The organism is Ancylobacter amanitiformis (assembly GCF_030814815.1).
Lineage (GTDB): Bacteria > Pseudomonadota > Alphaproteobacteria > Rhizobiales > Xanthobacteraceae > Ancylobacter > Ancylobacter amanitiformis.
Genome location: NZ_JAUSVR010000004.1, coordinates 309,893 through 328,720 on the forward strand (window position 1 = coordinate 309,893; position 18,828 = coordinate 328,720).

At 64.5% G+C, this 18,828-nt stretch carries 29 protein-coding genes; 28 read left to right on the forward strand and 1 reads right to left on the reverse strand.

Annotated elements, in window-relative coordinates; translation table 11 throughout:
- Positions 1 to 14 precede the first annotated feature (14 nt).
- The 22 genes from QOZ99_RS09095 to QOZ99_RS22310 all read left to right on the forward strand — a co-directional run bounded on the left by QOZ99_RS09095 (position 15) and on the right by QOZ99_RS22310 (position 11,733).
- A complete protein-coding gene (locus QOZ99_RS09095) occupies positions 15 to 782 on the forward strand; it encodes a hypothetical protein (protein WP_306889649.1) in 768 nt (255 codons plus the stop codon).
- Positions 779 to 1,270, forward strand: a complete 492-nt coding sequence (locus QOZ99_RS09100; RefSeq protein WP_306889650.1) for a hypothetical protein — start codon at positions 779 to 781, stop codon at positions 1,268 to 1,270. Before QOZ99_RS09095 ends, QOZ99_RS09100 begins: the two co-directional genes overlap by 4 nt.
- Positions 1,260 to 2,495 carry a recombinase RecT gene (locus tag QOZ99_RS09105; RefSeq protein WP_306889651.1) on the forward strand — a complete coding sequence of 412 codons (1,236 nt, stop codon included), beginning with the start codon at positions 1,260 to 1,262 and terminating at the stop codon, positions 2,493 to 2,495. Before QOZ99_RS09100 ends, QOZ99_RS09105 begins: the two co-directional genes overlap by 11 nt.
- A gap of 5 nt (positions 2,496 to 2,500) precedes the next feature.
- Positions 2,501 to 2,761 (forward strand): hypothetical protein, encoded by a 261-nt coding sequence (locus QOZ99_RS09110; RefSeq protein WP_306889652.1) that lies wholly within the window; start codon positions 2,501 to 2,503, stop codon positions 2,759 to 2,761.
- Complete coding sequence (locus QOZ99_RS09115; protein WP_306889653.1) at positions 2,758 to 3,033, forward strand: hypothetical protein; 276 nt, start codon at positions 2,758 to 2,760, stop codon at positions 3,031 to 3,033. The genes QOZ99_RS09110 and QOZ99_RS09115 overlap by 4 nt, the downstream gene beginning before the upstream one ends.
- The gene (locus tag QOZ99_RS09120; RefSeq protein ID WP_306889654.1) at positions 3,030 to 3,749 is read left to right on the forward strand and encodes an exonuclease domain-containing protein; all 720 of its coding nucleotides are present in this window, start codon (positions 3,030 to 3,032) and stop codon (positions 3,747 to 3,749) included. Before QOZ99_RS09115 ends, QOZ99_RS09120 begins: the two co-directional genes overlap by 4 nt.
- Positions 3,750 to 3,914: 165 nt before the next feature.
- Positions 3,915 to 4,121 (forward strand): hypothetical protein, encoded by a 207-nt coding sequence (locus tag QOZ99_RS09125; protein ID WP_306889655.1) that lies wholly within the window; start codon positions 3,915 to 3,917, stop codon positions 4,119 to 4,121.
- A 13-nt stretch (positions 4,122 to 4,134) separates the two neighbouring features.
- Complete coding sequence (locus QOZ99_RS09130) at positions 4,135 to 4,650, forward strand: single-stranded DNA-binding protein (protein WP_306889656.1); 516 nt, start codon at positions 4,135 to 4,137, stop codon at positions 4,648 to 4,650.
- Complete coding sequence (locus tag QOZ99_RS09135; protein ID WP_306889685.1) at positions 4,647 to 5,753, forward strand: ATP-dependent DNA helicase; 1,107 nt, start codon at positions 4,647 to 4,649, stop codon at positions 5,751 to 5,753. Before QOZ99_RS09130 ends, QOZ99_RS09135 begins: the two co-directional genes overlap by 4 nt.
- Positions 5,750 to 5,986 carry a ribbon-helix-helix domain-containing protein gene (locus QOZ99_RS09140; protein ID WP_306889657.1) on the forward strand — a complete coding sequence of 79 codons (237 nt, stop codon included), beginning with the start codon at positions 5,750 to 5,752 and terminating at the stop codon, positions 5,984 to 5,986. The genes QOZ99_RS09135 and QOZ99_RS09140 overlap by 4 nt, the downstream gene beginning before the upstream one ends.
- Before the next feature lie 38 nt (positions 5,987 to 6,024).
- Complete coding sequence (locus tag QOZ99_RS09145; RefSeq protein WP_306889658.1) at positions 6,025 to 7,335, forward strand: AAA family ATPase; 1,311 nt, start codon at positions 6,025 to 6,027, stop codon at positions 7,333 to 7,335.
- 45 nt (positions 7,336 to 7,380) lie between these two features.
- Positions 7,381 to 7,566: a hypothetical protein gene (locus QOZ99_RS09150; RefSeq protein WP_306889659.1), complete on the forward strand. Its 186-nt coding sequence runs from the start codon at positions 7,381 to 7,383 to the stop codon at positions 7,564 to 7,566.
- Complete coding sequence (locus tag QOZ99_RS09155) at positions 7,563 to 8,033, forward strand: hypothetical protein (RefSeq protein WP_306889660.1); 471 nt, start codon at positions 7,563 to 7,565, stop codon at positions 8,031 to 8,033. Before QOZ99_RS09150 ends, QOZ99_RS09155 begins: the two co-directional genes overlap by 4 nt.
- Positions 8,030 to 8,503 (forward strand): ASCH domain-containing protein, encoded by a 474-nt coding sequence (locus tag QOZ99_RS09160; RefSeq protein ID WP_306889661.1) that lies wholly within the window; start codon positions 8,030 to 8,032, stop codon positions 8,501 to 8,503. Before QOZ99_RS09155 ends, QOZ99_RS09160 begins: the two co-directional genes overlap by 4 nt.
- The gene (locus QOZ99_RS09165; protein WP_306889662.1) at positions 8,500 to 9,126 is read left to right on the forward strand and encodes a hypothetical protein; all 627 of its coding nucleotides are present in this window, start codon (positions 8,500 to 8,502) and stop codon (positions 9,124 to 9,126) included. The genes QOZ99_RS09160 and QOZ99_RS09165 overlap by 4 nt, the downstream gene beginning before the upstream one ends.
- Positions 9,119 to 9,385 (forward strand): hypothetical protein, encoded by a 267-nt coding sequence (locus QOZ99_RS09170; protein WP_306889663.1) that lies wholly within the window; start codon positions 9,119 to 9,121, stop codon positions 9,383 to 9,385. Before QOZ99_RS09165 ends, QOZ99_RS09170 begins: the two co-directional genes overlap by 8 nt.
- Positions 9,378 to 9,971, forward strand: coding sequence for a J domain-containing protein (locus tag QOZ99_RS09175; RefSeq protein ID WP_306889664.1), 594 nt, complete (start codon positions 9,378 to 9,380; stop codon positions 9,969 to 9,971). Before QOZ99_RS09170 ends, QOZ99_RS09175 begins: the two co-directional genes overlap by 8 nt.
- Positions 9,964 to 10,143: a hypothetical protein gene (locus tag QOZ99_RS09180; RefSeq protein ID WP_306889665.1), complete on the forward strand. Its 180-nt coding sequence runs from the start codon at positions 9,964 to 9,966 to the stop codon at positions 10,141 to 10,143. Before QOZ99_RS09175 ends, QOZ99_RS09180 begins: the two co-directional genes overlap by 8 nt.
- A complete protein-coding gene (locus QOZ99_RS09185; RefSeq protein WP_306889666.1) occupies positions 10,140 to 10,310 on the forward strand; it encodes a hypothetical protein in 171 nt (56 codons plus the stop codon). The genes QOZ99_RS09180 and QOZ99_RS09185 overlap by 4 nt, the downstream gene beginning before the upstream one ends.
- Complete coding sequence (locus QOZ99_RS09190; RefSeq protein ID WP_306889667.1) at positions 10,307 to 11,320, forward strand: hypothetical protein; 1,014 nt, start codon at positions 10,307 to 10,309, stop codon at positions 11,318 to 11,320. The genes QOZ99_RS09185 and QOZ99_RS09190 overlap by 4 nt, the downstream gene beginning before the upstream one ends.
- Positions 11,313 to 11,552 (forward strand): hypothetical protein, encoded by a 240-nt coding sequence (locus tag QOZ99_RS09195; RefSeq protein ID WP_306889668.1) that lies wholly within the window; start codon positions 11,313 to 11,315, stop codon positions 11,550 to 11,552. Before QOZ99_RS09190 ends, QOZ99_RS09195 begins: the two co-directional genes overlap by 8 nt.
- Positions 11,539 to 11,733, forward strand: a complete 195-nt coding sequence (locus QOZ99_RS22310) for a helix-turn-helix transcriptional regulator (RefSeq protein ID WP_370876819.1) — start codon at positions 11,539 to 11,541, stop codon at positions 11,731 to 11,733. Before QOZ99_RS09195 ends, QOZ99_RS22310 begins: the two co-directional genes overlap by 14 nt.
- A gap of 260 nt (positions 11,734 to 11,993) precedes the next feature.
- On the opposite strand, the gene QOZ99_RS09200 is transcribed toward QOZ99_RS22310, so the two are convergent.
- On the reverse strand, positions 11,994 to 12,893 hold the full coding sequence (locus tag QOZ99_RS09200) for a LysR substrate-binding domain-containing protein (RefSeq protein ID WP_306889669.1): 900 nt from the start codon (positions 12,891 to 12,893) through the stop codon (positions 11,994 to 11,996).
- A 241-nt stretch (positions 12,894 to 13,134) separates the two neighbouring features.
- Here QOZ99_RS09200 and QOZ99_RS09205 point away from each other — a divergent pair, with 241 nt between their 5' ends.
- The 6 genes from QOZ99_RS09205 to ocd all read left to right on the forward strand — a co-directional run bounded on the left by QOZ99_RS09205 (position 13,135) and on the right by ocd (position 18,732).
- Entirely contained in the window at positions 13,135 to 13,800 is a 666-nt protein-coding gene (locus QOZ99_RS09205) for a substrate-binding periplasmic protein (protein WP_306889670.1), read from the forward strand.
- Between the two features lie 32 nt (positions 13,801 to 13,832).
- Positions 13,833 to 14,516 (forward strand): amino acid ABC transporter permease, encoded by a 684-nt coding sequence (locus QOZ99_RS09210; protein ID WP_306889671.1) that lies wholly within the window; start codon positions 13,833 to 13,835, stop codon positions 14,514 to 14,516.
- Positions 14,516 to 15,175: an amino acid ABC transporter permease gene (locus QOZ99_RS09215; RefSeq protein ID WP_306889672.1), complete on the forward strand. Its 660-nt coding sequence runs from the start codon at positions 14,516 to 14,518 to the stop codon at positions 15,173 to 15,175. Before QOZ99_RS09210 ends, QOZ99_RS09215 begins: the two co-directional genes overlap by 1 nt.
- A 23-nt stretch (positions 15,176 to 15,198) precedes the next feature.
- Positions 15,199 to 16,380, forward strand: a complete 1,182-nt coding sequence (locus QOZ99_RS09220; protein ID WP_306889673.1) for a M20 metallopeptidase family protein — start codon at positions 15,199 to 15,201, stop codon at positions 16,378 to 16,380.
- Positions 16,381 to 16,407: 27 nt separating this feature from the next.
- Positions 16,408 to 17,598 (forward strand): M24 family metallopeptidase, encoded by a 1,191-nt coding sequence (locus tag QOZ99_RS09225; protein WP_306889674.1) that lies wholly within the window; start codon positions 16,408 to 16,410, stop codon positions 17,596 to 17,598.
- Positions 17,599 to 17,685: 87 nt separating this feature from the next.
- Positions 17,686 to 18,732: an ornithine cyclodeaminase gene (gene ocd, locus QOZ99_RS09230; RefSeq protein WP_306889675.1), complete on the forward strand. Its 1,047-nt coding sequence runs from the start codon at positions 17,686 to 17,688 to the stop codon at positions 18,730 to 18,732.
- Positions 18,733 to 18,828: the final 96 nt, after the last annotated feature.

Consider the following 18,828-nt stretch of genomic DNA (forward strand, 5'->3'; position numbering starts at 1 on the left):
GAAGGGGTCTCGCCATGGAGGCTGAGAATCCGCGTGCGGTCATGGGTGGGAATAACCCGCCCAGCTTGGCCGAGGTGCTGGCCGACCGTCATGCCGGGCTGTTTGCGCTGGTGGAGCCGCTGGCGAAGCGGGCCAATGAGCAACCGAAGACGCTCTCGACCGAGGAGGAGAACTTTGCCCTCGGTGAGGTGGTGAAGGCTGCGACCGAGGCGTTCTCGTCGATCGAGGGCGCGCGGGTCGAGGAGAAGGCCCCCTTCCTTCGGGATGGGAAGATCGTCGATGACACCTTCCGCGGCCCGAAGGAGCGGCTCGACAAGATCATCAAGGGCCTGTCGGCGCGGGCCGATGCCTATGCGCACCAGAAGAAGCTCGAGGCGCGGCGCAAGGCCCTGGAGGAGGAGCAGAAGCTCCGGGACGAGGAAGAACGCCTGCGGCGCCTCGCCACCTTCGAGGCCGACATCGGCGACACCGATGCGGCTGAGGTCCACGCCGAGATTGCCGAGACCGTGGCTTTCCGCGCCTCCCAGGCTGCCGAAACCACCACGGCCCGGGCGGCCGATCTGACCCGGGCGCGCAGCGACACCGGCATGCTGGCGACCGCCAGCGACAAGTGGGACTTCCGCGTCGCCGACTGGTCGAAGGTCGATATCGCGGCACTCCGCCCGTACCTCACGGTCGATGTGCTCGAGAAGGCGCTGCGCGCGCACATCCGCACCCACAAGGGCTCCATGCCGATCGCCGGCGTCGAGTTCGTGGAGATGACAAAGGCGTCGTTCCGATGAGCAAAGACCTGCGAAACTCGGCTGAGAACATGCGGGCTTGTTCGTCTGGTGAAGCTTCCGGCATTTCGGACCCGATCGTGATCGAGAGGGACCCGCACGGCTTCACGGTCAGACATGGCGATCGCTCCTGTGATGGCCTCTGCTGGGACGAGATGCTCGGCCAGGTGGTCAACCTGACGCTCCCGAACGGCGGTGGGCGGCTCTATCGCATGCTGTCTGATGCCGAGCGCGCCACGGAAGAGGCGCGGGGCCGGGAGCGGGCAGAACAGGTGGCCGCCCGCCGGCGCGCCGTGATTGCCGTCGAGTACCCGATTGAGGGCGCACGCCGGCTGAACCTCGACCTCGCCGACATCCTCTGTTGGGCCGCAGGCTTCCGCGCCGCCAGGCCCGACGACCCTTCCAATCATCCGATGGGAATTCACGCCGTCCGCGAGTTTCGCGACGTGCTGTCCCGCGCAATCGAACAGGCATCCACCGATGAGCAATGATCTCGCCGCGCTCGAGGAGCGCATCGCCGGTCGCATCGACCCTCTCGAGACTCGTGGCCTCGCGATCTCCAACAGCGCCGGCGGCATGTCCTTCTCCAACATGTCGCAGGTTCTGGAGTTCGCCAAGATCATGGCGATCGGCGGCGTCGCCATCCGCAAGCATCTGCGCGGCAACCCCGGCACCTGCCTTGCCGTCACGATCCAGGCGATCGAGTGGCGCATGTCGCCCTTCGCCGTCGCCAATAAGAGCTACTCGGTCAATGACCAGCTCGCCTATGAGGCGCAGCTCATCCACGCCGTGATCCTGATGCGCGCGCCGCTCAAGGGCCGGCCGAAGTTCCGCTTCGAGGGAGAGGGCGGCACACGCAAATGCATCGTCTGGGGCGTTCTCGACGACGGCACGGACGACACGGTCGAGTACGTCTCGCCGGCCTTCGACAAGATCACGCCGAAGAACTCGCCGCTGTGGAAGGCGGACCCAGACCAGCAGCATGGCTATTACAGCGTGCGCGCCTTTGCGCGCCGTCACTTCCCGGACGTCATCTTGGGGGTCTACGCAGTCGACGAAATCGAGCACGATCGCGGCGCCCCTCGTGACGTCACGCCGGCACGGCCGACGCTCGGCCAGGCGCTGGACCGGCTCTCGGTGTCCGTCGACGCCGACGAGGTGGAACTCGTCGAGGCTGCAGCAGCCGTGAAGGTCGAAGCTGAGAAGCCGAAGCGGGAGCGGCGCACGCGCACCACGACGCGCGAAGCGGCCGAGGCTGAGAAGGCGGATCAGGTCGAGGAGGCGTCGCAAACCGCGCAGCGGAGCGAGCCGGAGACAGCCTCGACTGAGGCCAGCAGCGAGCCGGCCGCGACGCGCGCCTCCGACGCCACGGCGCAACAGGATGTCGCCGCGACGCCCGAGGAAGAAGATCCGTTCGCGGAGGGTGACGCGGGAACCTCCGATGCCGACCCCGCCGACGAGGCCGAGGCCGTCTTCACCCGCATGGAGAACCTCGACGTCGCGCCGCGCGGCATCGACCAGAGCGATATCGAGCAGTGCAGGATGTACCTGCAGGGGCATGACGCCGCCCATGCCGGCCACCCCCGGACCGTGCCGGCCGAACTGAAGCGCCGGTATGTCGAGGAGAAGGACGAGAAGGCGCGGGTGCACGGCATCTGCTGGATGAAGGGGCACGACAGCGTCACCGGCTACAAGCCGCCGCCGAAGAACGGGTGATCGTCATGCAGCAGGATCTGCACGGCGCAATCCGTGAGGCTGTCCGCGAGCACGTTGTGGCTCGCGGGCAGAAGACCGGCGACGGGATGGTGTTCGACGCCGCCGAGGTGGCGGAGGCCCTCGTCCAGGTTCTCGCCGAGGTCATCGTCTCCGGCCACCCGGCCGAGCGCGGGACCTTCACCGCAACGATCCATCAGGCGCTCGATGAGGCCGTGGTGGACAGGGCCGCGGCCAGCCAGGTCCCGTATCCGGTGCTGCCGCCATGACAGTCGAGCACCTGCGGGAGCGGCTCAACGTCGTGATCAGCGAGTGGGTGCAGGAGTTCGGCGAGGGTCCAAGTCTCGGGGTTCCTGTCGAGATGCTCCTCTCGGCGACCACGCACACCTTGGCCGATCTGCTCCTTGATATCGCCGATGCCGCTCTCCGCACCGAACTGGCGCGCAGCACCCACGTCTATCTCGACCTTTGCCTCGCCGAAGAGCCCCGGCCGCGGGCGTTCGGCGCCACCGCCAAGATCATACCGCTGAGGCCGCAATGATCATTCGCTGCATCGACTTCGAGACCACCGGAGAGCCCACGGAGGACGTGCGACAGGCCATCTGCGAGGTTGGCTGGTGCGATATCACGGTCGACGAGCAGGATCTCGAAGACGGCTTTGCTGTGCCGGTGCTCGGCCAGCCCAAGGGCTATCTGGTCAATCCGGGGCGCCCGATCCCGCCGGAGGCCCGCGCCGTGCACCATATCTCGGACCGGGATGTGGTCGGCGCCCCGACGCCGGACCGGGCCTGCATGGATCTGGCGTCCGGCGACATCGCCCACTACGCCGCCCACAAAGCCGAGTTCGAGCAGCAGTTCTTCGGCAGCACGGTCTCTTGGATCTGCACCTACAAGGTCGCGCTGCGGATGTGGCCCGATCTGGACAGTCACAAGCTGCAGTTCCTCCGATATGCGCTGGATCTGGATATCGACCAGGCGCTCGGGCTTCCGGCCCATCGCGCCGTGCCGGACGCTTATGTCGGTGGCGCCCTGATGGCCCGCATCCTCGAAGAGGGGCGCGTCTCGATCCACGACATGGTGCGCTGGTCCAAGGGGCCGGCGCTGCTGCCCAAGTGCACCTTTGGCGAACACAAGGGAAAACGCTGGGACGACGTTCCGACGAAGTACCTCGTGTGGATTGTCGAAAAGTCAAGTTTCAAGGGCGATGTTCTCGCGAATGCGAAGCATCACTTGAAGAATCGCGACGCATTTCGTTGATTTCGCGTCTACCGATATGGTCAGTTTTTGCAATTTAATGTGGCGAGAACTTAACCAAATCAGTGAATCGTCTCTGACTATACGTTAGATCAATTCTTATGAGGCCGGCCGTCGTCTTACATTTCGGACCGTAAAGTCTGAAACGACGTTAGGGGAAACCGTTACATGGCCGATAAGCCCAAGAGCAGAGAACAGGCAGGGGCACGGGCGCTTTCTGTCACGCCGATCTCTCAAGCCGCACGCAACGACATCGCAGCGCAGGCGCGCGCGAAGGCGCTGCGCACCATGACGGCGGAGGAATGGGAGGCGCGCCGCCAGGCGAGCGGCGACCCCGTCCGGGCCGACGTCGACATGGCCTTCGGGCCCGACTGAACGGAGCAACATCATGAGCATCAATCGCGTCACGGTCCTGGGGCGGCTCGGCGCCGACCCCGAGGTGAAGCGCACGGGCACCGGCAAGCTCGTGGCGAATCTGCGCGTCGCATGCAGCGAACGTTGGAAAGATCGCAATGGTGAATGGCAGGAGCGCACCGACTGGGTGCCGGTCGTCATCTGGACCGAGTTCCTCGCCGAGCGCGTCGAAGAGCATGCCCGCAAAGGCGACATGGTCTATGTCGAGGGCAAGTTCCAGACCCGCGAATACGAGAAGAACGGCGAGAAGCGGTACGTCACCGAGGTCGTTGTGCAAGGCTTCGGCAGCACGGTCGAAGTGCCCGGCGCGGCTCGCAAGAGCGGCAGTCGTGATGACGGTCGGGACGACCGGGGCGGCGGGCGGGATAGCCGCCGCAGTGAGGATCGAGGGTCTAGCACCAGGTCGTCGGGCAGTGGCAGCCGTGGCCCTCGGAGCATGGCCGATGATTTGGACGACGATATCCCTTTTGGCCCGGAGTGGCGGGGATGAGCTGGTCCCCGCAGCAGGAGGACGCCCGCCGTCAGGTCGCCACATGGCTACGTGACCGGAACGGCCCGCAGGTCTTTTACCTCGCCGGCTTCGCCGGGACGGGCAAGACCACGTTGGCAAAGGATCTCGCCAGCGAGGCGCATGGCGAGGTGCTCTACGGCGCCTTCACCGGCAAGGCGGCGCTGGTGCTGCAGCGCAAGGGGTGCATCGGCGCGTCGACCATCCACTCAATGATCTACAAGCCGCGCCGCAAGCGTGGCGGGGTGGTGGAGTTCGTCCTCAATGAGGACAGCGCGGTGAAGAAGGCCGGGCTGGTCGTGATCGACGAATGCTCGATGGTCGACGAGACGTTGGGCAAGGATCTCCTGTCCTTCGGCACGAAGGTGCTGGTGCTCGGCGATCCGGCGCAGTTGCCGCCGGTGCGCGGGGAGGGGTTCTTCACCAGCCGGCAGCCGGACGCGATGCTCACTGAGGTGCACCGCCAGGCACAGGACAGCCCGATCATCCGCATGTCGATGGATGTGCGCGAGGGGCGGGAACTGACTTTCGGCGTCTATGGCGCCAGCAAGATCATCCGGCCGCGTGACGTCGAGCAGGGGGAGGTGCTGGGCGCCGAGCAGATCCTGATCGGCTTGAACAAGACGCGAACCCGCTACAACGCGCGGATCCGCGATCTGCGCGGGTTTACCGGGCAGCGCCCGCACATTGGCGAGCGGCTGGTGTGCCTGAAGAACCGGCACAACAAGGGCCTGCTGAATGGCGGCCTCTGGGCCGTCGCCGACCACATGCGGTCGGATGACCCGGACTATTTCGAGATGGTGGTGGAGCCGTCGGATGCCGGCGCGACGCGGCAGCCCGTCGATGTGAAGGTCCACCGTTTCTACTTTGTCGGCCGCGAGAAGGAACTGGAGTTCCACCAGATCCGCGGCACCGAGCAATTCGATTTCGGCTACGCGCTGACTGTCCACAAGAGCCAGGGCTCGCAGTGGGACAACGTCTTTGTTTTCGATGAGAGCGAGACGTTTCGGGAAGACGCAGCCAAGCATTTATATACCGCAATTACGCGAGCGGCCGAGCGCGTTACTATCGTGAGGAGTCAATGAGCAAGATCCTCAAGCGATCTCTTGTGATCGCGGGCCACAAGACCAGCATATCCCTCGAGAACGAATTCTTCGATGCCTTCAAGGCGCTCGCTGCACGCGAGGGGAAGACGATGAGCGCGCTGGCCGGCGAGATCGATGCCGTCCGCGCTCCCCACAACAACCTGTCCTCGGCCATCCGCCTGCGGGTGCTGGCGGACCTGCAGGCCAGCTCACCGGCGCCCGTGGCGCCGTGACCATGGCGAAGCGCAAACCCAAGATACCGAGGAGCCAGATGTCCAAGTTTGACCCGATCATGCGTACCGTGAAATTCGATATTCAGCCGAGGGAAACCGAGCACCTCTTAGGCGGCTGCGGCGATCCAACGTGCCCCCAGTGCTATCCGCGTGACGGCCGGAAGCCTGATGGACGTGTAGAGGGCGGCGCGGGCGGAAGCTCCACATTCGTATCCGATGACTTCCGTAGCATTGGTGCGATCTTCGATGAGATGAGTCGCAGGGGTTACACAGCCCTCTTTAGTGGATCCGCGCTTCAGGATGATCGCGAATACGAGAATGCCAAGAAGGTGGTCGAGAAGTACCTTCTGACAGCTGAGCATTCGACGCAGTGGGACGACGTCGTCGGGAATGAGACCGCGCGCACGGCACTGCTGGAAGCGATCGAGCATCCGGCCAAGCACGCGGACCTCTATCGCCATTACGGCAAGAAGCCGCTCAAGGGCGTCTTACTGTTCGGCCCGCCTGGCTGCGGCAAGACGATGTTCGGCAAGGCGGCAGCGGCTGCGGTCGGGCGGCTCTATGGAGCCAACGCATCACTGATCAAGATCAACGGGCCGGAGATCCAGAGCCCCTTTGTCGGCGTCACGGAACAGACCATCCGCAACATCTTCAAGTTCGCCCGGCTCTACAAGCGCAAGCATGGGCATCCGCTGGTCATCTTCATCGACGAAGCCGACAGCATCCTGCCGCCGCGCGATGCGACCAGCGCGTCCTTTCATGCCTCCAACGTGGCCGCGTTCCTGGCGGAGATGGACGGGCTAGAGGAGAGCGGCGCCTTCGTGATGCTGGCGACCAACCGGCCTTCCGCGATCGATCCGGCAATCCTGCGCGACGGGCGAATTGATCGGCGTATTCGGGTGGAGCGCCCGACGCGCGACGCGGCGCACGCCATCATCATGAAGGCTATGGCCGGCGTCCCGCTGGCGGACGGGTCGGCCGAGGAGATGGCGCGGCACGCGTGTGATCGCTTCTTCTCCGACGAGAACGTTCTGGCGCTCGCGGGCAGAGCCAGCGTGACCAAGAAGGGCGCGGATGCCGACTTCCGGCCGTTCCTGCTCGCCAACGTCGTCTCCGGCGCGATGCTGGTCGGCTTGGTGGAGCGTGCCAAGGGCATCGCATTCCGGCGCGACATCGCGGCCGGGAGCATCTCCGGCATCAGCGCCGCCGATATCACGGTGGCGGTCGAAGAGATCCTGGCCGACGCGCGTGGCAGCGACCACCGGCTTGCCATCGCCGAATTCATCGCCTCGATGCCGGCGCCGGCCAGCACCGAGGCGGCCCACGACATCCCGAAGATCCTGCAGTGACGCCACGCCGCGCGTAGCCGCGGCGCGTCCATTCTGGAGAACATCATGAGCGAGACATTCTGGCTCGTCTGGAACCCGAAGGGCGTTCGTCCGCCCCAGTTCCGGCACGAGAGCGAGGAAAGCGCCATCGGCGAGCGGGGCGCCTTGCCGAAGAGAACCCGGGCGAACAGTTCTTCGTGCTTCCCGCAATCGGCTTTGCCTCGGCTGATGCGCCGCGGGCGCGCTACATGACCCTGCCGCCGGCCCCGCCGTCGATCGAAGAGTGGGGCAATCCCACCGAGGTGCCCGATTGCCTCGCCGACCTTTTCGTTGCACCGAAGCGCACCTTGGTCCCCGGCACGTTCGTGCCCGGTGATCGCGTCCGGTTCACGGGCCGCTATTACAACGCGTTGCCGGGGCTTTACGGCAAGGTCGGGCGCCTATGCGTCCTCGACGCAGGCATCGCGACGTTCCTGCTCGACGGGGAGTCAGCGGTGCGCTCCTGCTCGGTCGAGAACCTGGAACACGAGAGCCTGCCGCAGTTCGAGGTCGGTGACATCGTGCGTCATTGCGGCGATGGCCCGGATGAGGACGCGCGCGTCGTCAACGTCGGCCCGCGCCTCCTGAGAGCCGCGTATCTCGACGGAAGGGGCGGAACAGAGGGGTATCCGATTCACTTTGTCCTCCGCTGCCCCGTGCAGGCTGGGGGCGGATCATGACCGGCGCCATCGTGAAGGCGCTCACCGTCTGGCAGCCGTGGGCCTCTCTCATCATCCTCGGCTTCAAGCCCTACGAGTTCCGCGGCTGGCCGGCGCCGATCAGTCTGCGCGGCAAGCGCGTCGCCATCCACGCCGGCGCGCGGCCGGTGAGGGCGACGGAGGTTGCTGACCTCATCGTGCGCTTGAAGGGCGACGATGCCTGGACGACGTGCCTCAAGCCCGAGGCTCTGGAGTTCCTGGAGCGTGTGAAGCTGACTCCGGGCATCCTGCCGCGCTCGCACATCCTCGGCACCGCGGTGCTCGGCGCGCCTATGCGCTCGTACGAGATCGTTGGCGAGTTCGGCGGCACCATCAACGACAGCGACCGCGACGAGCACTGCAATTGGGCCTGGCCGGTCTCCGAGATCGAGCAGATCAAGCCGCCCGTGCCGGCGAAGGGCGCGCAGGGCTTCTGGGATTGGAGGCCATGACCATGTTGCAGAGGCTCCCGTATCTCGATCGCGCCATCAGCATCGATCACTCGGTCGAGCATTCGATCCGCGACTATCACGTCAAGGGCTTCGACTACATCTGCGTCCGCCGCAGCCCAACCGAGACCATTAAGCTCTACTTCTTCGACGGCGATGTGACCCGTTTGCCGGAGGTCGTGAACCCTCACGATCACCGATATGACTTCGACACATGGGTCATTGCTGGGGCATCGGAGAACGTCTGGTTTGACCTCGACCCGCGCGGGCAGCGGTTCAACCGCTTCCACTACCGGACGCCGCTCAACGGCGGCAACGGCTTCATCTTCGCCGAAGAGGTCAACTTAGCCGAGACCCGTCGCCTTCAGCGCGAAGCTGGCGAGCACTATTTCATGCACGCCGACGAGCTCCACACCATCCGCATCGTCGAGAACGAGACCGTGCTGATGCTCCGGCAGCGCGAGGACGTCGTCCCGCTCGGCGTCCCGACGTCGACCTTCGCGCGCGGCGATGCCCCGTCGCTTTCGGGCCTCTACAGCCGCTTCACCGCAGACGAGATCATCGCCCGGCTGCGCCGGCTGCATGAGCGGACCGGCATCGATCTGTTGGGAGGCGGTAGTGGCTGAACCCCGTTGGCACTGGCGCAACTGCCGCGACATCGGCTTCAGCGCCCACCTCTTCCCGCTGACATGGCATTTCGGCTTCGAGAAGGACGCCGACGTTTATGGCGGTAATTGGCGCCTCGGTCTTGGACCGATAGGATTCACACTTCACGCTAGCATCGGTCATTGCAGCAGCGAGAACCGCTTCGAAGCCTGGCTCGGCATGAGTGAGAGTGAGGCGTGGGAGCGCGCCTGCAAGTATGAGGGGCGCGCCGATGGTTGACGCCTTTCCACTCACATGGCCGGAAGGCTGGCCCCGCGTCGCCGTGGAGAAGCGCGAGGCCGGGCAGTTCCGGACATCGCTCGCCGGCGCCCTCGACAACGTCGAAGGCTCCCTGCGCGCCTTCGGCCGCGACAGCGGCAAGCCGGTGTCGGGCATTGTCCTCTCTTCGAACATCACGCTGGGCAAGATGAAGCCGGACGATCCCGGCGTCGCAGCATGGTTCCTCTGGGATGGCGAGCAGCGCTGCATCCCGGTCGACCGCTACAAGACGGTCGAGGCGAACCTGCAGGCGATTCACCACGTGCTCGAGGCGCGCCGCACCGAACTTCGGCACGGCACCCTCGCACTGGTGCGCGCGACGTTCCGAGGCTTCACGCCGCTACTGCCGCCGCCCGGCGCCAAGCGCCCCTGGCGTGAAGTTATGGAGCGCGCGCCCGGCGAGCGGGTGACGCACGACATTATCGAAGCCTGCTACCGCCGTCTCGCCTCAATCCGTCACCCCGACAAGCCGGGCGGATCGCATGACGCCATGGCGGAACTCAACCGCGCCCGCGATGAGGCGCTGAAGGAGATCGATAATGGCTAAGTGCAATGGTCCGACGCCGGAAGAGATCGCCGCGGCCTTTGCCGGAGCTGAGGAGCAATTCGGCGACAAGAGCACTGAGTTCCTCGCTTCCATCGTCGCCGATCAACTCGGCATCGACTACGGCAATGTCTTTATTGGGCTGGGGGATGCGGGTGAGGGGGCGACGAAATGACGGCCCTTGCCCTGGAAGCCGCGTCCGCCGCGTACCTGCTCTTCCTCGTCGGCATGGTCACCACGAACACCATGCTCGGGACGATCATCCATAAATTCATCCCGTGGGTGCTCGGGGTCTTTCTCGGTTGCCTCGCCTTCGCGCGTTTCATGGGATGGCCGGTATGAACGCCGAAATTGCTTCCGCATTCGCCCAGCGCCTCCGCGCTGTTGCGGATCATGCCGCAGTGCTGAAGCTCAGCGTCGCCAACCTCTCTAGGCTGCCGATCGCCGAATGCCGGGGGCTTGCCGACTGGATCGACGGGGCCATAGCCGCGCACCTCGCGCAGGCCGGCGGGGCGGTGAAGATCAAGCCGCTGGAGTGGGAGGACCGCAATCCCTATGCCAGCTACGCCGAGACACCTTTCGGCACGCTTACCGTCTACGGAGATGGAGCGTGGCTTGGGCCGCAAAGCGCCGGGCATGCTTCTAGCGTTATCGAAGCGAAGAAGACGGTCCAGGATCACTATGAAGCCCGCATCCGCAGCGCTCTTGTCGATCCCCCGTGCGAAGCAACGCCAGTTGTGGCTCACGAGACGGCAGATGCGAGCGACAACTCCGACGTGGCGGGGCTGGTCGAGGATCAGGCCATCGAGCATGATCGTGGCGGGGAAAGTGTGGTCTTTGCCGAGACCGAGAGTCCGGAAGATCGTTATGTTCGCGACGCCGAGCTTGCTTGCCCGCACTGCGGTGGCTCGGGGCACAAGGACGACGTCGCTGCCGCCCTCGAAGCCCAAGCCGTGCGGATCGCGGAGATGAGCGGTAGTGTCGCGCCCCAGCCCGCAATGGGTGGGGACGCATCAACAGCCAAGGCCGCTCTCCACCATGTTCTCGGCTATCTCGGCGAGACCCGCCTCACGGTGGCGGAGATCCGATCCATCGTGATGCACCACCCGACGGTGAAGGCTGCGCTGGCCGGGCGGCCTGTCGAGGCAGACGCGCCGACATGCCCCCTCACGCTGAGGGTGGGGATCAGCGCCGATGATCGAGCCCGTGCGCAATGGTACCTCGCCACATGGCTCTACGCCTTCAGCTCGCTCTTCGACTTCGATAACGCCGCCATCGCCGACGCCGAGGCGATAGCGAAAGAGCTGATCGTCGACGCGCCGGCCGCCGCAACGGGAGGCGGCGATGAGTGAGCCGATCCGTCGCCTTGACGATATCCGGGGCACCCGACTGGCGGTCTTCATCGACCGGGCAAAGCGGCAGACGCTTCACAACGTTGCGGCCATCCTCCGCAGGAAAGCCGATCAGGTGCGCAAGGATGGTTCTGGGTTCTATCCGGAGGATTTGGAGAACCTGGCCGACGAGATCGGAAAGATGGCGGACGAGACGACGTGCGGATTGGTAGCAGCGCATGCCCGCACCTGACGCCGCCGAGTATCTGTCAGCCCAGGCCATCGCTGACATGACCAGCGTGCACGTCGCGACGGTCTGGGAATGGGCGAAGCAGCCGGGTTTCCCGGCGCCCTACAGGCTCAGCGCCAAGGCGACGAGATGGAAGCGACGAGAGTTCGAGGACTGGCTTGAGACTAAGAGGGCGCCCCGGTAATCCGTGGGCGCCCTTTCCACATGTGCTGCATAAATAAAATTATGGGAGGCCAAGAACGAGGTCAGCGAACGCCGGGCTCATGGTTTTCAGAGTGATTTCAAGTAGTTCTTCTTGTATTTATCCAGCCACCTCTTCCGCCATTTCAGTGCCAAACTGGGCACGCCGAGCGCCGTCGATTGCCCTCCTGAGACGGCGGTCAGGGTTCATGGCCGCCGCTTCCGATCCATACATCCGAACACAATTGTTCGAGTGGATGGAATTCATGATACTATTTTGCTCTTCGGGAAATAACTGGATATCCATTCGAAGAATAGTTGCACGCGCATTTCCTGATGGCGTCGTCGGTCCGATATCAGATACCACCCGCCGCTGACTTCAATCGTTACCGAGAATGGACGGATGAGCGACCCCTCCTTGACATAGGAGTCCGCGAGTTCATCGCTGGCGAGCGTGATGCCTCCTCCGTGATAGGCGAGATCGATGGCAAAGCCGGTATCGTTGCAATAGATATGCCTTCGAAATAATCCGAGACCGGACAGGTTGGCGGCTTCCGTCCACTGGCGCCACTCGGTGCCATCGTCCTGATGGATGATTGTATAGTCCGTCAGTTCCTTCACGTCCTTGGGCATGCCTATTCGTGCGGAGAACAGGCGCGGGCTGCACACGGGCGCCAGGTTTACCTGGCCAAGCAGCCGGACCACGTGATTAGGCCAGGGACCACTGCCGAACAGCACGGCCACATCGGCATCGTCCTCGAAAATGACCCGCTCATTGTCGACCAGCTTGAGTTGGCAACCGACATGGGGATGCCGCTCGACGAAATCGCGCAGATGTCGCGACAGCCATTTGCTGCCAAACATGGAGGAGCAGGCGATCGTTATCGTCCCGCTCAAACCGGCACTGCGATGCATCACGCGGACCGAATCGTCGAGTGACCCGAGCATCATTTGAACGGTGCCGAGAAACACGCGACCTTCGGGGCTGAGGCGCACGGTTCGCCCGTGCCTTTCGAAGAGTGCGACGCCGACCGCCTCCTCCAGTCGTTTCATCTGGTGGCTGACGGCGCTGTCGGTGAGATGCAGGGCCTTCGCCGCCTGCGAAAAACTTTCGCTCTGCGCGGCGATCTGAAAGGTCGGGAGGGTATCCAGCGGGAGTTTCATGCAGTCTCATGAAAATTATTCATTTAATGATCAAAAATTGATCTCTTGATGTCAAGCATATTCACTTAGATGATGAATCCTGCGTTCGTCGCCAATCAAAATTCCAGAGGTTGCAATGTATAAGTGGACTTCGTTCGTGGGTGCTATTGCCGTCTCCGTATTGGCAAGCGTCAGCGCCTCTCATGCTCAATCCAACGACAGCCTGACCGACATTAAAACGCGCGGAACCTTGCGTGTCGGCATGGCGGACTCGGTCCCCTCGCAGTCGAAGAATCCGAACACCGACCAGTGGGAGGGCTACAATGTCGACATGGCGCAGAATCTGGCGGGGCAGCTTGGCGTGAAGCTGGAGATCGTCGACGCCTCCTGGAGCACGCTGATTCCGGGGCTGGTGGCCGGGCAGTACGACATCGCGATGAGCGATCTTTTCGCCACCCCCAAAAGGGCGCAGACGGTCGCCTTCACCAATGCCTATATGAGCCTCGGATTTTCCTGGGTCGTGAGGGCGGACTTCCCCGGTGACGATGCTGGAAAGCTGAACGAGACATCCATCACCATCGCCAATCTCTCCGGCGGCGCGATGGGCGACGTCATCCGCAAATACGCGCCAAAGGCGAAGATCAAGGAAGTGGCGAGCGACAACGTCTTCTCGCCTCATCTCGAAGTCGCGTCCGGCAGGGCCGATGCCACGTTGATGGATCACTACAACAACCTGCAATTCCTGAAGCAGGAGGGCGGGAAGAAGGTGCGCATCCTCGGCGGAGATGTGCAGTTCCAGCAGACGCCCATGGCTTATGCGGTCCGCCCCGGCGACCAGCGCCTGCTGAACTTCCTCAACACGTGGATCGCCTATAACCAGACCACGGGCCTTTCCGAGGAACTGCGCCGCAAATGGTACGGCTTCTGAGCCGGCTCTGACGGATCGCATCACGGCGAGCGATGATGTTCTCCATCCTGACGGACCTGCTTCCCGATTTCCTGCTGCGCTACTGGCCCGCGCTGGTATCGGGAGCGCTGGTTTCCCTGAAGTTCCTCGCCTGGGCGATCGCCATCGGCTTTCCGGCGGGCATGGGGATCGCCGTTATCCAGCTGAACGGCCCGGCTCTCCTGCGCCTTCCCGTGATCGCGCTGGTCGAGATGGTCCGCAATACCCCGCTTCTCGTGCAATTGTGGTGGATCCACTTCGCCATCCCCATCCTGTTCGGGGCGCGCAGTTCGCCCGAGGTCAGCGCCGCCATCGGTCTGGCCCTGTCGAGCGCCTGCTATTTCAGCGAGAACATTCGGGGGGGCCTGCTTGCTCTCCCGGAGGGGCAGCGTGAAGCCGCCACCGGCCTCGGAATAGGGCGCTGGTGCCTGTGGACGCGTATTCTGCTGCCGCAGGCCATCATCGATACGCTCCCGGCGAGCGCCAACACGGTGCTCTCCTTCTTCAAGGCCACCTCCATACTCTCCGTGATCGCGGTTCCGGAACTCATGATGACGGCCATGCGGATCAGTTCGCGCACTGCCGATCCGATCGGCGTGCTCACGACCATGACGCTCATCTACGCCGTGCTTGGCGGCGGGATCGCCTTCGCGCTCCGGCGTCTGGAAGCGGCGCTGATGCTGAGGAGCCGCCGCTGATGCTGGATATCTCGCTTATCCTCGACGCCTGGCCGGAACTGGCACGCGGAATCGCGACAACGCTGGCCGTCACCGCGGCCTCGTTCCTCGGCGCGCTGCTTCTCGGGCTGCTGCTCACCATCGGGCGGCTGAGCCGGAGGAAATCCCTGCAACGCGGCTGCGAGGGCTACGTCGCCCTGTTCCGGGTCGTGCCGGAACTTGGGGTGATCTTCTGGAGCTATTACTGCCTGCCGCTGCTGGTCGGCCTCTCCCTCTCGGAGATTACCTGCGGGATCATTGCGCTGACGGTGATCGCGGCCGCCTATGTCTCGGAAATCTACCGTGCCGGCTACAACGCGCTGCCGATCGGCCAGTTCGAGGCGGCCAAGGCCATCGGCCTGAAGGAGTGGCATGCCTGGCGGCTGGTGCTGGCCCCGCAGATCCTGCGGCGCATGACGCCCTCGCTGATCAATTGCGGCATCGACACGCTGAAGAATTCGACGCTTCTCGCCGCGATCGGCGCCACCGAGCTTGCCTATGAAGCCTATCAGATCGGCAACACGACCTACAATTACCTGACACCGTTCTCCTTCGTGGCCTTTGTGTTCTTCATCGTCATCTTTCCCCTGAGCCTCATAGCCCGCCGTCGTGAGACGCGGTTGCAGGCACGCCTTCGCTGAAGGCGCCACCGGAAAACGCGAACATGGCTTTCACGCAGACCCTTCTTGAGCGCGGCGACGTCGAGCGGATGCTCGACATAAGGCGGGCCATCCATGCCGACCCCGAACTTTCGCACGCGGAGTTCGCCACGCGCGAGCGCGTGTTGAACGAGCTTGAGCAGGCCGGGCTCACCGCGATCCGGCCGGTCGGTCCCACCGGTTTCGCGGTTGATGTCCTCGGCCGCCGTGCCGGCAGCCGTACCGTTGGCCTGCGCGCCGACATGGACGCGCTGCCGATCCACGAGACGGCGAACGTGCCGTTCCGGTCGCGGCGTGCCGGCGTCATGCATGCCTGTGGCCACGACAGTCACACGGCCATGGTTCTCGCCGCGGGTTTCTGGTTCCAGCGCCATGCCGATCGGTTCGGCGGCCGGGTGCGGCTGCTGTTCCAGCATTCCGAGGAAGCCCTGCCGAGCGGCGCCGAGCAGTTCGTCGCGGCCGGGCTGGCGCGCGACCTCGACATCGTGCTCGGCATTCATGTCGACCCCATGATCGGCACCGGCCGGGTCTCCGCGCAGCCCGGTCCCTTCGCCTGCGCCTCCGACCATTTCGACGTGACGATCCGTGGCAGCGCCGCGCATGGTGGCCGCCCCCATGAAGGTATCGACGCCATCGCCGCCGCCGCGACGTTTCTGCAGGAAGCCAACAGGATCCGCGCGCACAATGCCGATCCCATGACGCCGCTGGTGATAACGGCGGGAACCATCGCCGGGGGAACGGCCCATAACGTGATCGCCGACCATGTCGTCATCGGCGGCACCATCCGCTCGGGCGGGCAAAGCGTGCGGGACGTGGCGCATCGCCGGCTGCGCGAGATCGCACGCGGGCTTGAGCTGATGCATGGCGTGACGGCCGAGGTCGCGATCGCCGAGGACGGCCCGCTGCTGGTGAACGATGCCGGGGTCGCCGCCCTGGTCCGCGCGGCGGCGGTCAAGGTCGTGGGCTCCACGGAGATCCTGTCCGACGCCCCCATGTGGAGCGCGAGCGACGACTTCGCCTATTTCAGCAACGCCGTGTCGGGAACCTATTTCCGCATCGGCGTTCGCCATGAAGCGAAAGGCTGCGTGCACCCGCTTCATCATCCGGACTTCGCCATCGACGAAGACGCGCTGGAGATCGGCGCGGCCCTGCTCATTCAGGCGACGCTCGACGCACTCGCCGCCTGACGACGAATCCAGATCAAGGGAACAGCCATGGACCTAACGAGAAACCTGCGCTTCAGCGCAGTCGAATACGCACGCCGTCTTGCCGTCATCAAGAACAGCATGGCGAAGCAGGGCATCGAGGTGCTGTGCGACGGCGACCCGGCGAACATGTATTACGCTACCGGCTTCGACGCCATGTCGTTCTTCACGCCGCAGCTGATGGTGATCGCTCTCGACGCGCCGGAACCCATCATCATCACGCGGAAGATGGACACGCGGGCCGTGCGCCGCACGGCCTATATCGGCGATGACAGCATCCATGGCTGGCCGGAGATCATGTGCCAGCACCTCACTTTCAACCCGATGACCTACGCCGCCGAGGTCATCCGCGCGCGCGGCTGGGACACCCGCAGCATCGGCATCGAAATGGATGCGTGGATGTTCACGCCGCGGGACTGCGAGGTCCTGCGCGCCCACCTGCCGAACGCGCGCATCCGCGACGCCAGGCTGCTGATCAACTGGGCCCGCACGGTGAAGTCGGCACCCGAGATCGCCTATATGCGCGAGGCCGGCAAGATCCAGGAACGGATCATGCGCACGGCGATCGACACCGCCCGCCCGGGCGTCCGCGAATGCGATCTGGCGGCGGAAATCTACCGCGCACAGCTGCGCGGCACGGAGGAGTTCGGCGGCGATTATTCCGCCTATCACGCATCGATCCCGACCGGCGACAAGGCGGGCAACCCGCATCTGAGCTGGACCGACCAGCGGCTGGAGAACGACCAGTCCTTCACCATGGAGCTGGGCGCGGTGCGTCACCGCTACCACACGCCGATGGCGCGCACCGTCTATCTCGGGCGTTCGGTGCCGCAGACGCTCGTCGACACCTCGAAACATGTGATCGACGGCTTCGAGGAGACGATCAGCCGCATCCGGCCGGGCATGACCTGCCACGAGGCCAACGAGTTCTGGGAACGCTACAACCGCGATTTCAATCTCGAAAAGGATTCCCGCATCGCCTACGCCATTGGCTGCTGCTATCCGCCGGTCTGGCAGGAAAAGACGGTGAGCATCCGCGCCGGCGAACCGGTGATCCTGGAAGAGAACATGACCTTCCACATGATCCTGGGAATCTTCCACGACAATTGGGGGTATTCGATGAGCGAGTCGATCCGCATCGGTGCCGACGGCGTGGAAGTCTTCGCCAACTTCCCGCGTGAACTGTTCGTCCTCAACTGAGCGAAGATGCGGCGGCGGAAGGCCAGTGCCCGGCCGCCGCCGTGTCATCCCGTGCCCGCGTCCTTCCCTGCCCGCAGGAGCCACCCCATGGCCGTTGCCCTCAATGCCGTGCCCTTCATCAGTGTCGAGGGCATGATGAAGCTGGTTCTCAGACAGGGTCTTCCCGCCTTTCTGGTCGATCTCGCCCGGTGCATCGAAGCCGATTTCGCGCGCTGGCCCAGCTTCGACAAGACGCCGCGCCTGGCGTCGCACAGCGTCGATGGCGTGATCGAGCTGATGCCGGCCAGCGACGGCGAGCTATACGGCTTCAAATACGTCAACGGTCATCCGAGCAATGCCCGTACGGGGCGCCAGACCGTCACGGCCTTCGGGGTGCTGGCCGATGTCCGCTCGGGCTATCCGGTGCTGCTGTCGGAGATGACGCTCCTCACGGCCCTGCGCACGGCGGCGATGTCGGCACTGGCCGCCCGGCACCTCGCCGGGCCCGACGCACGCGGCATGGCGATCATCGGCAATGGGGCGCAGGCCGAGTTCCAGGCGGTGGCTTTCCGGTCATTGCTGGGCATCGAGCATGTGAGGCTCCACGATATCGACCCCGCGGCAACGGAGAAATGCGCGCGCAACCTGCGCCGGCTGGGGTTCTCGCTCGTCACCTGCGAGACCGCCGAAGCGGCCGTGGAGGGCGCCGACATCATCACGACGGTGACAGCCGACAAGCAGTTCGCCACCATCCTCACGGACAACATGGTCGGCCCCGGCGTCCACATAAACGCGGTCGGCGGTGACTGCCCGGGAAAAACGGAACTGCACCGGGATATCCTGCTGCGGTCCGACATCTTCGTCGAATATGCGCCGCAAACCCGGATCGAGGGCGAAATCCAGCAACTGGACGCCGACCATCCCGTCACCGAGCTGTGGCAGGTGATAAATGGCAACGCGCCGGGGCGTACGGACCGCGCCCAGATCACCCTGTTCGACTCCGTCGGCTTTGCCATCGAGGACTTCGCGGCGCTGCGCCATGTGCGCGGCCTGATCGGGGAGGCGCCCTTCGACCCTCCGCTCGATCTGCTGGCCGATCCGGATGATCCGCGCGACCTGTTCGGCATGCTCATGCGCGCCGAGGCACGGTTATGACGAGCGACACCCATTCGATCGTCCCTCCCGACGCTCTGCCGGCGGTCCACACGCCTCCTGGCAAGGACGTGGCGGTTGAGCTTGTCGGCGTGCACA

Bases quoted from the DNA above. Each gene is read 5' to 3' on its own strand.
- QOZ99_RS09095 (WP_306889649.1), top strand. From the start codon at position 15: ATGGAGGCTGAGAATCCGCGTGCGGTCATGGGTGGGAATAACCCGCCC.
- QOZ99_RS09100 (WP_306889650.1), top strand. From the start codon at position 779: ATGAGCAAAGACCTGCGAAACTCGGCTGAGAACATGCGGGCTTGTTCG.
- QOZ99_RS09105 (WP_306889651.1), top strand. From the start codon at position 1,260: ATGAGCAATGATCTCGCCGCGCTCGAGGAGCGCATCGCCGGTCGCATC.
- QOZ99_RS09110 (WP_306889652.1), top strand. From the start codon at position 2,501: ATGCAGCAGGATCTGCACGGCGCAATCCGTGAGGCTGTCCGCGAGCAC.
- QOZ99_RS09115 (WP_306889653.1), top strand. From the start codon at position 2,758: ATGACAGTCGAGCACCTGCGGGAGCGGCTCAACGTCGTGATCAGCGAG.
- QOZ99_RS09120 (WP_306889654.1), top strand. From the start codon at position 3,030: ATGATCATTCGCTGCATCGACTTCGAGACCACCGGAGAGCCCACGGAG.
- QOZ99_RS09125 (WP_306889655.1), top strand. From the start codon at position 3,915: ATGGCCGATAAGCCCAAGAGCAGAGAACAGGCAGGGGCACGGGCGCTT.
- QOZ99_RS09130 (WP_306889656.1), top strand. From the start codon at position 4,135: ATGAGCATCAATCGCGTCACGGTCCTGGGGCGGCTCGGCGCCGACCCC.
- QOZ99_RS09135 (WP_306889685.1), top strand. From the start codon at position 4,647: ATGAGCTGGTCCCCGCAGCAGGAGGACGCCCGCCGTCAGGTCGCCACA.
- QOZ99_RS09140 (WP_306889657.1), top strand. From the start codon at position 5,750: ATGAGCAAGATCCTCAAGCGATCTCTTGTGATCGCGGGCCACAAGACC.
- QOZ99_RS09145 (WP_306889658.1), top strand. From the start codon at position 6,025: ATGTCCAAGTTTGACCCGATCATGCGTACCGTGAAATTCGATATTCAG.
- QOZ99_RS09150 (WP_306889659.1), top strand. From the start codon at position 7,381: ATGAGCGAGACATTCTGGCTCGTCTGGAACCCGAAGGGCGTTCGTCCG.
- QOZ99_RS09155 (WP_306889660.1), top strand. From the start codon at position 7,563: ATGACCCTGCCGCCGGCCCCGCCGTCGATCGAAGAGTGGGGCAATCCC.
- QOZ99_RS09160 (WP_306889661.1), top strand. From the start codon at position 8,030: ATGACCGGCGCCATCGTGAAGGCGCTCACCGTCTGGCAGCCGTGGGCC.
- QOZ99_RS09165 (WP_306889662.1), top strand. From the start codon at position 8,500: ATGACCATGTTGCAGAGGCTCCCGTATCTCGATCGCGCCATCAGCATC.
- QOZ99_RS09175 (WP_306889664.1), top strand. From the start codon at position 9,378: ATGGTTGACGCCTTTCCACTCACATGGCCGGAAGGCTGGCCCCGCGTC.
- QOZ99_RS09180 (WP_306889665.1), top strand. From the start codon at position 9,964: ATGGCTAAGTGCAATGGTCCGACGCCGGAAGAGATCGCCGCGGCCTTT.
- QOZ99_RS09185 (WP_306889666.1), top strand. From the start codon at position 10,140: ATGACGGCCCTTGCCCTGGAAGCCGCGTCCGCCGCGTACCTGCTCTTC.
- QOZ99_RS09190 (WP_306889667.1), top strand. From the start codon at position 10,307: ATGAACGCCGAAATTGCTTCCGCATTCGCCCAGCGCCTCCGCGCTGTT.
- QOZ99_RS09195 (WP_306889668.1), top strand. From the start codon at position 11,313: ATGAGTGAGCCGATCCGTCGCCTTGACGATATCCGGGGCACCCGACTG.
- QOZ99_RS22310 (WP_370876819.1), top strand. From the start codon at position 11,539: ATGCCCGCACCTGACGCCGCCGAGTATCTGTCAGCCCAGGCCATCGCT.
- QOZ99_RS09200 (WP_306889669.1), bottom strand. From the start codon at position 12,893: ATGAAACTCCCGCTGGATACCCTCCCGACCTTTCAGATCGCCGCGCAG.
- QOZ99_RS09205 (WP_306889670.1), top strand. From the start codon at position 13,135: ATGGCGGACTCGGTCCCCTCGCAGTCGAAGAATCCGAACACCGACCAG.
- QOZ99_RS09210 (WP_306889671.1), top strand. From the start codon at position 13,833: ATGATGTTCTCCATCCTGACGGACCTGCTTCCCGATTTCCTGCTGCGC.
- QOZ99_RS09215 (WP_306889672.1), top strand. From the start codon at position 14,516: ATGCTGGATATCTCGCTTATCCTCGACGCCTGGCCGGAACTGGCACGC.
- QOZ99_RS09220 (WP_306889673.1), top strand. From the start codon at position 15,199: ATGGCTTTCACGCAGACCCTTCTTGAGCGCGGCGACGTCGAGCGGATG.
- QOZ99_RS09225 (WP_306889674.1), top strand. From the start codon at position 16,408: ATGGACCTAACGAGAAACCTGCGCTTCAGCGCAGTCGAATACGCACGC.
- ocd (WP_306889675.1), top strand. From the start codon at position 17,686: ATGGCCGTTGCCCTCAATGCCGTGCCCTTCATCAGTGTCGAGGGCATG.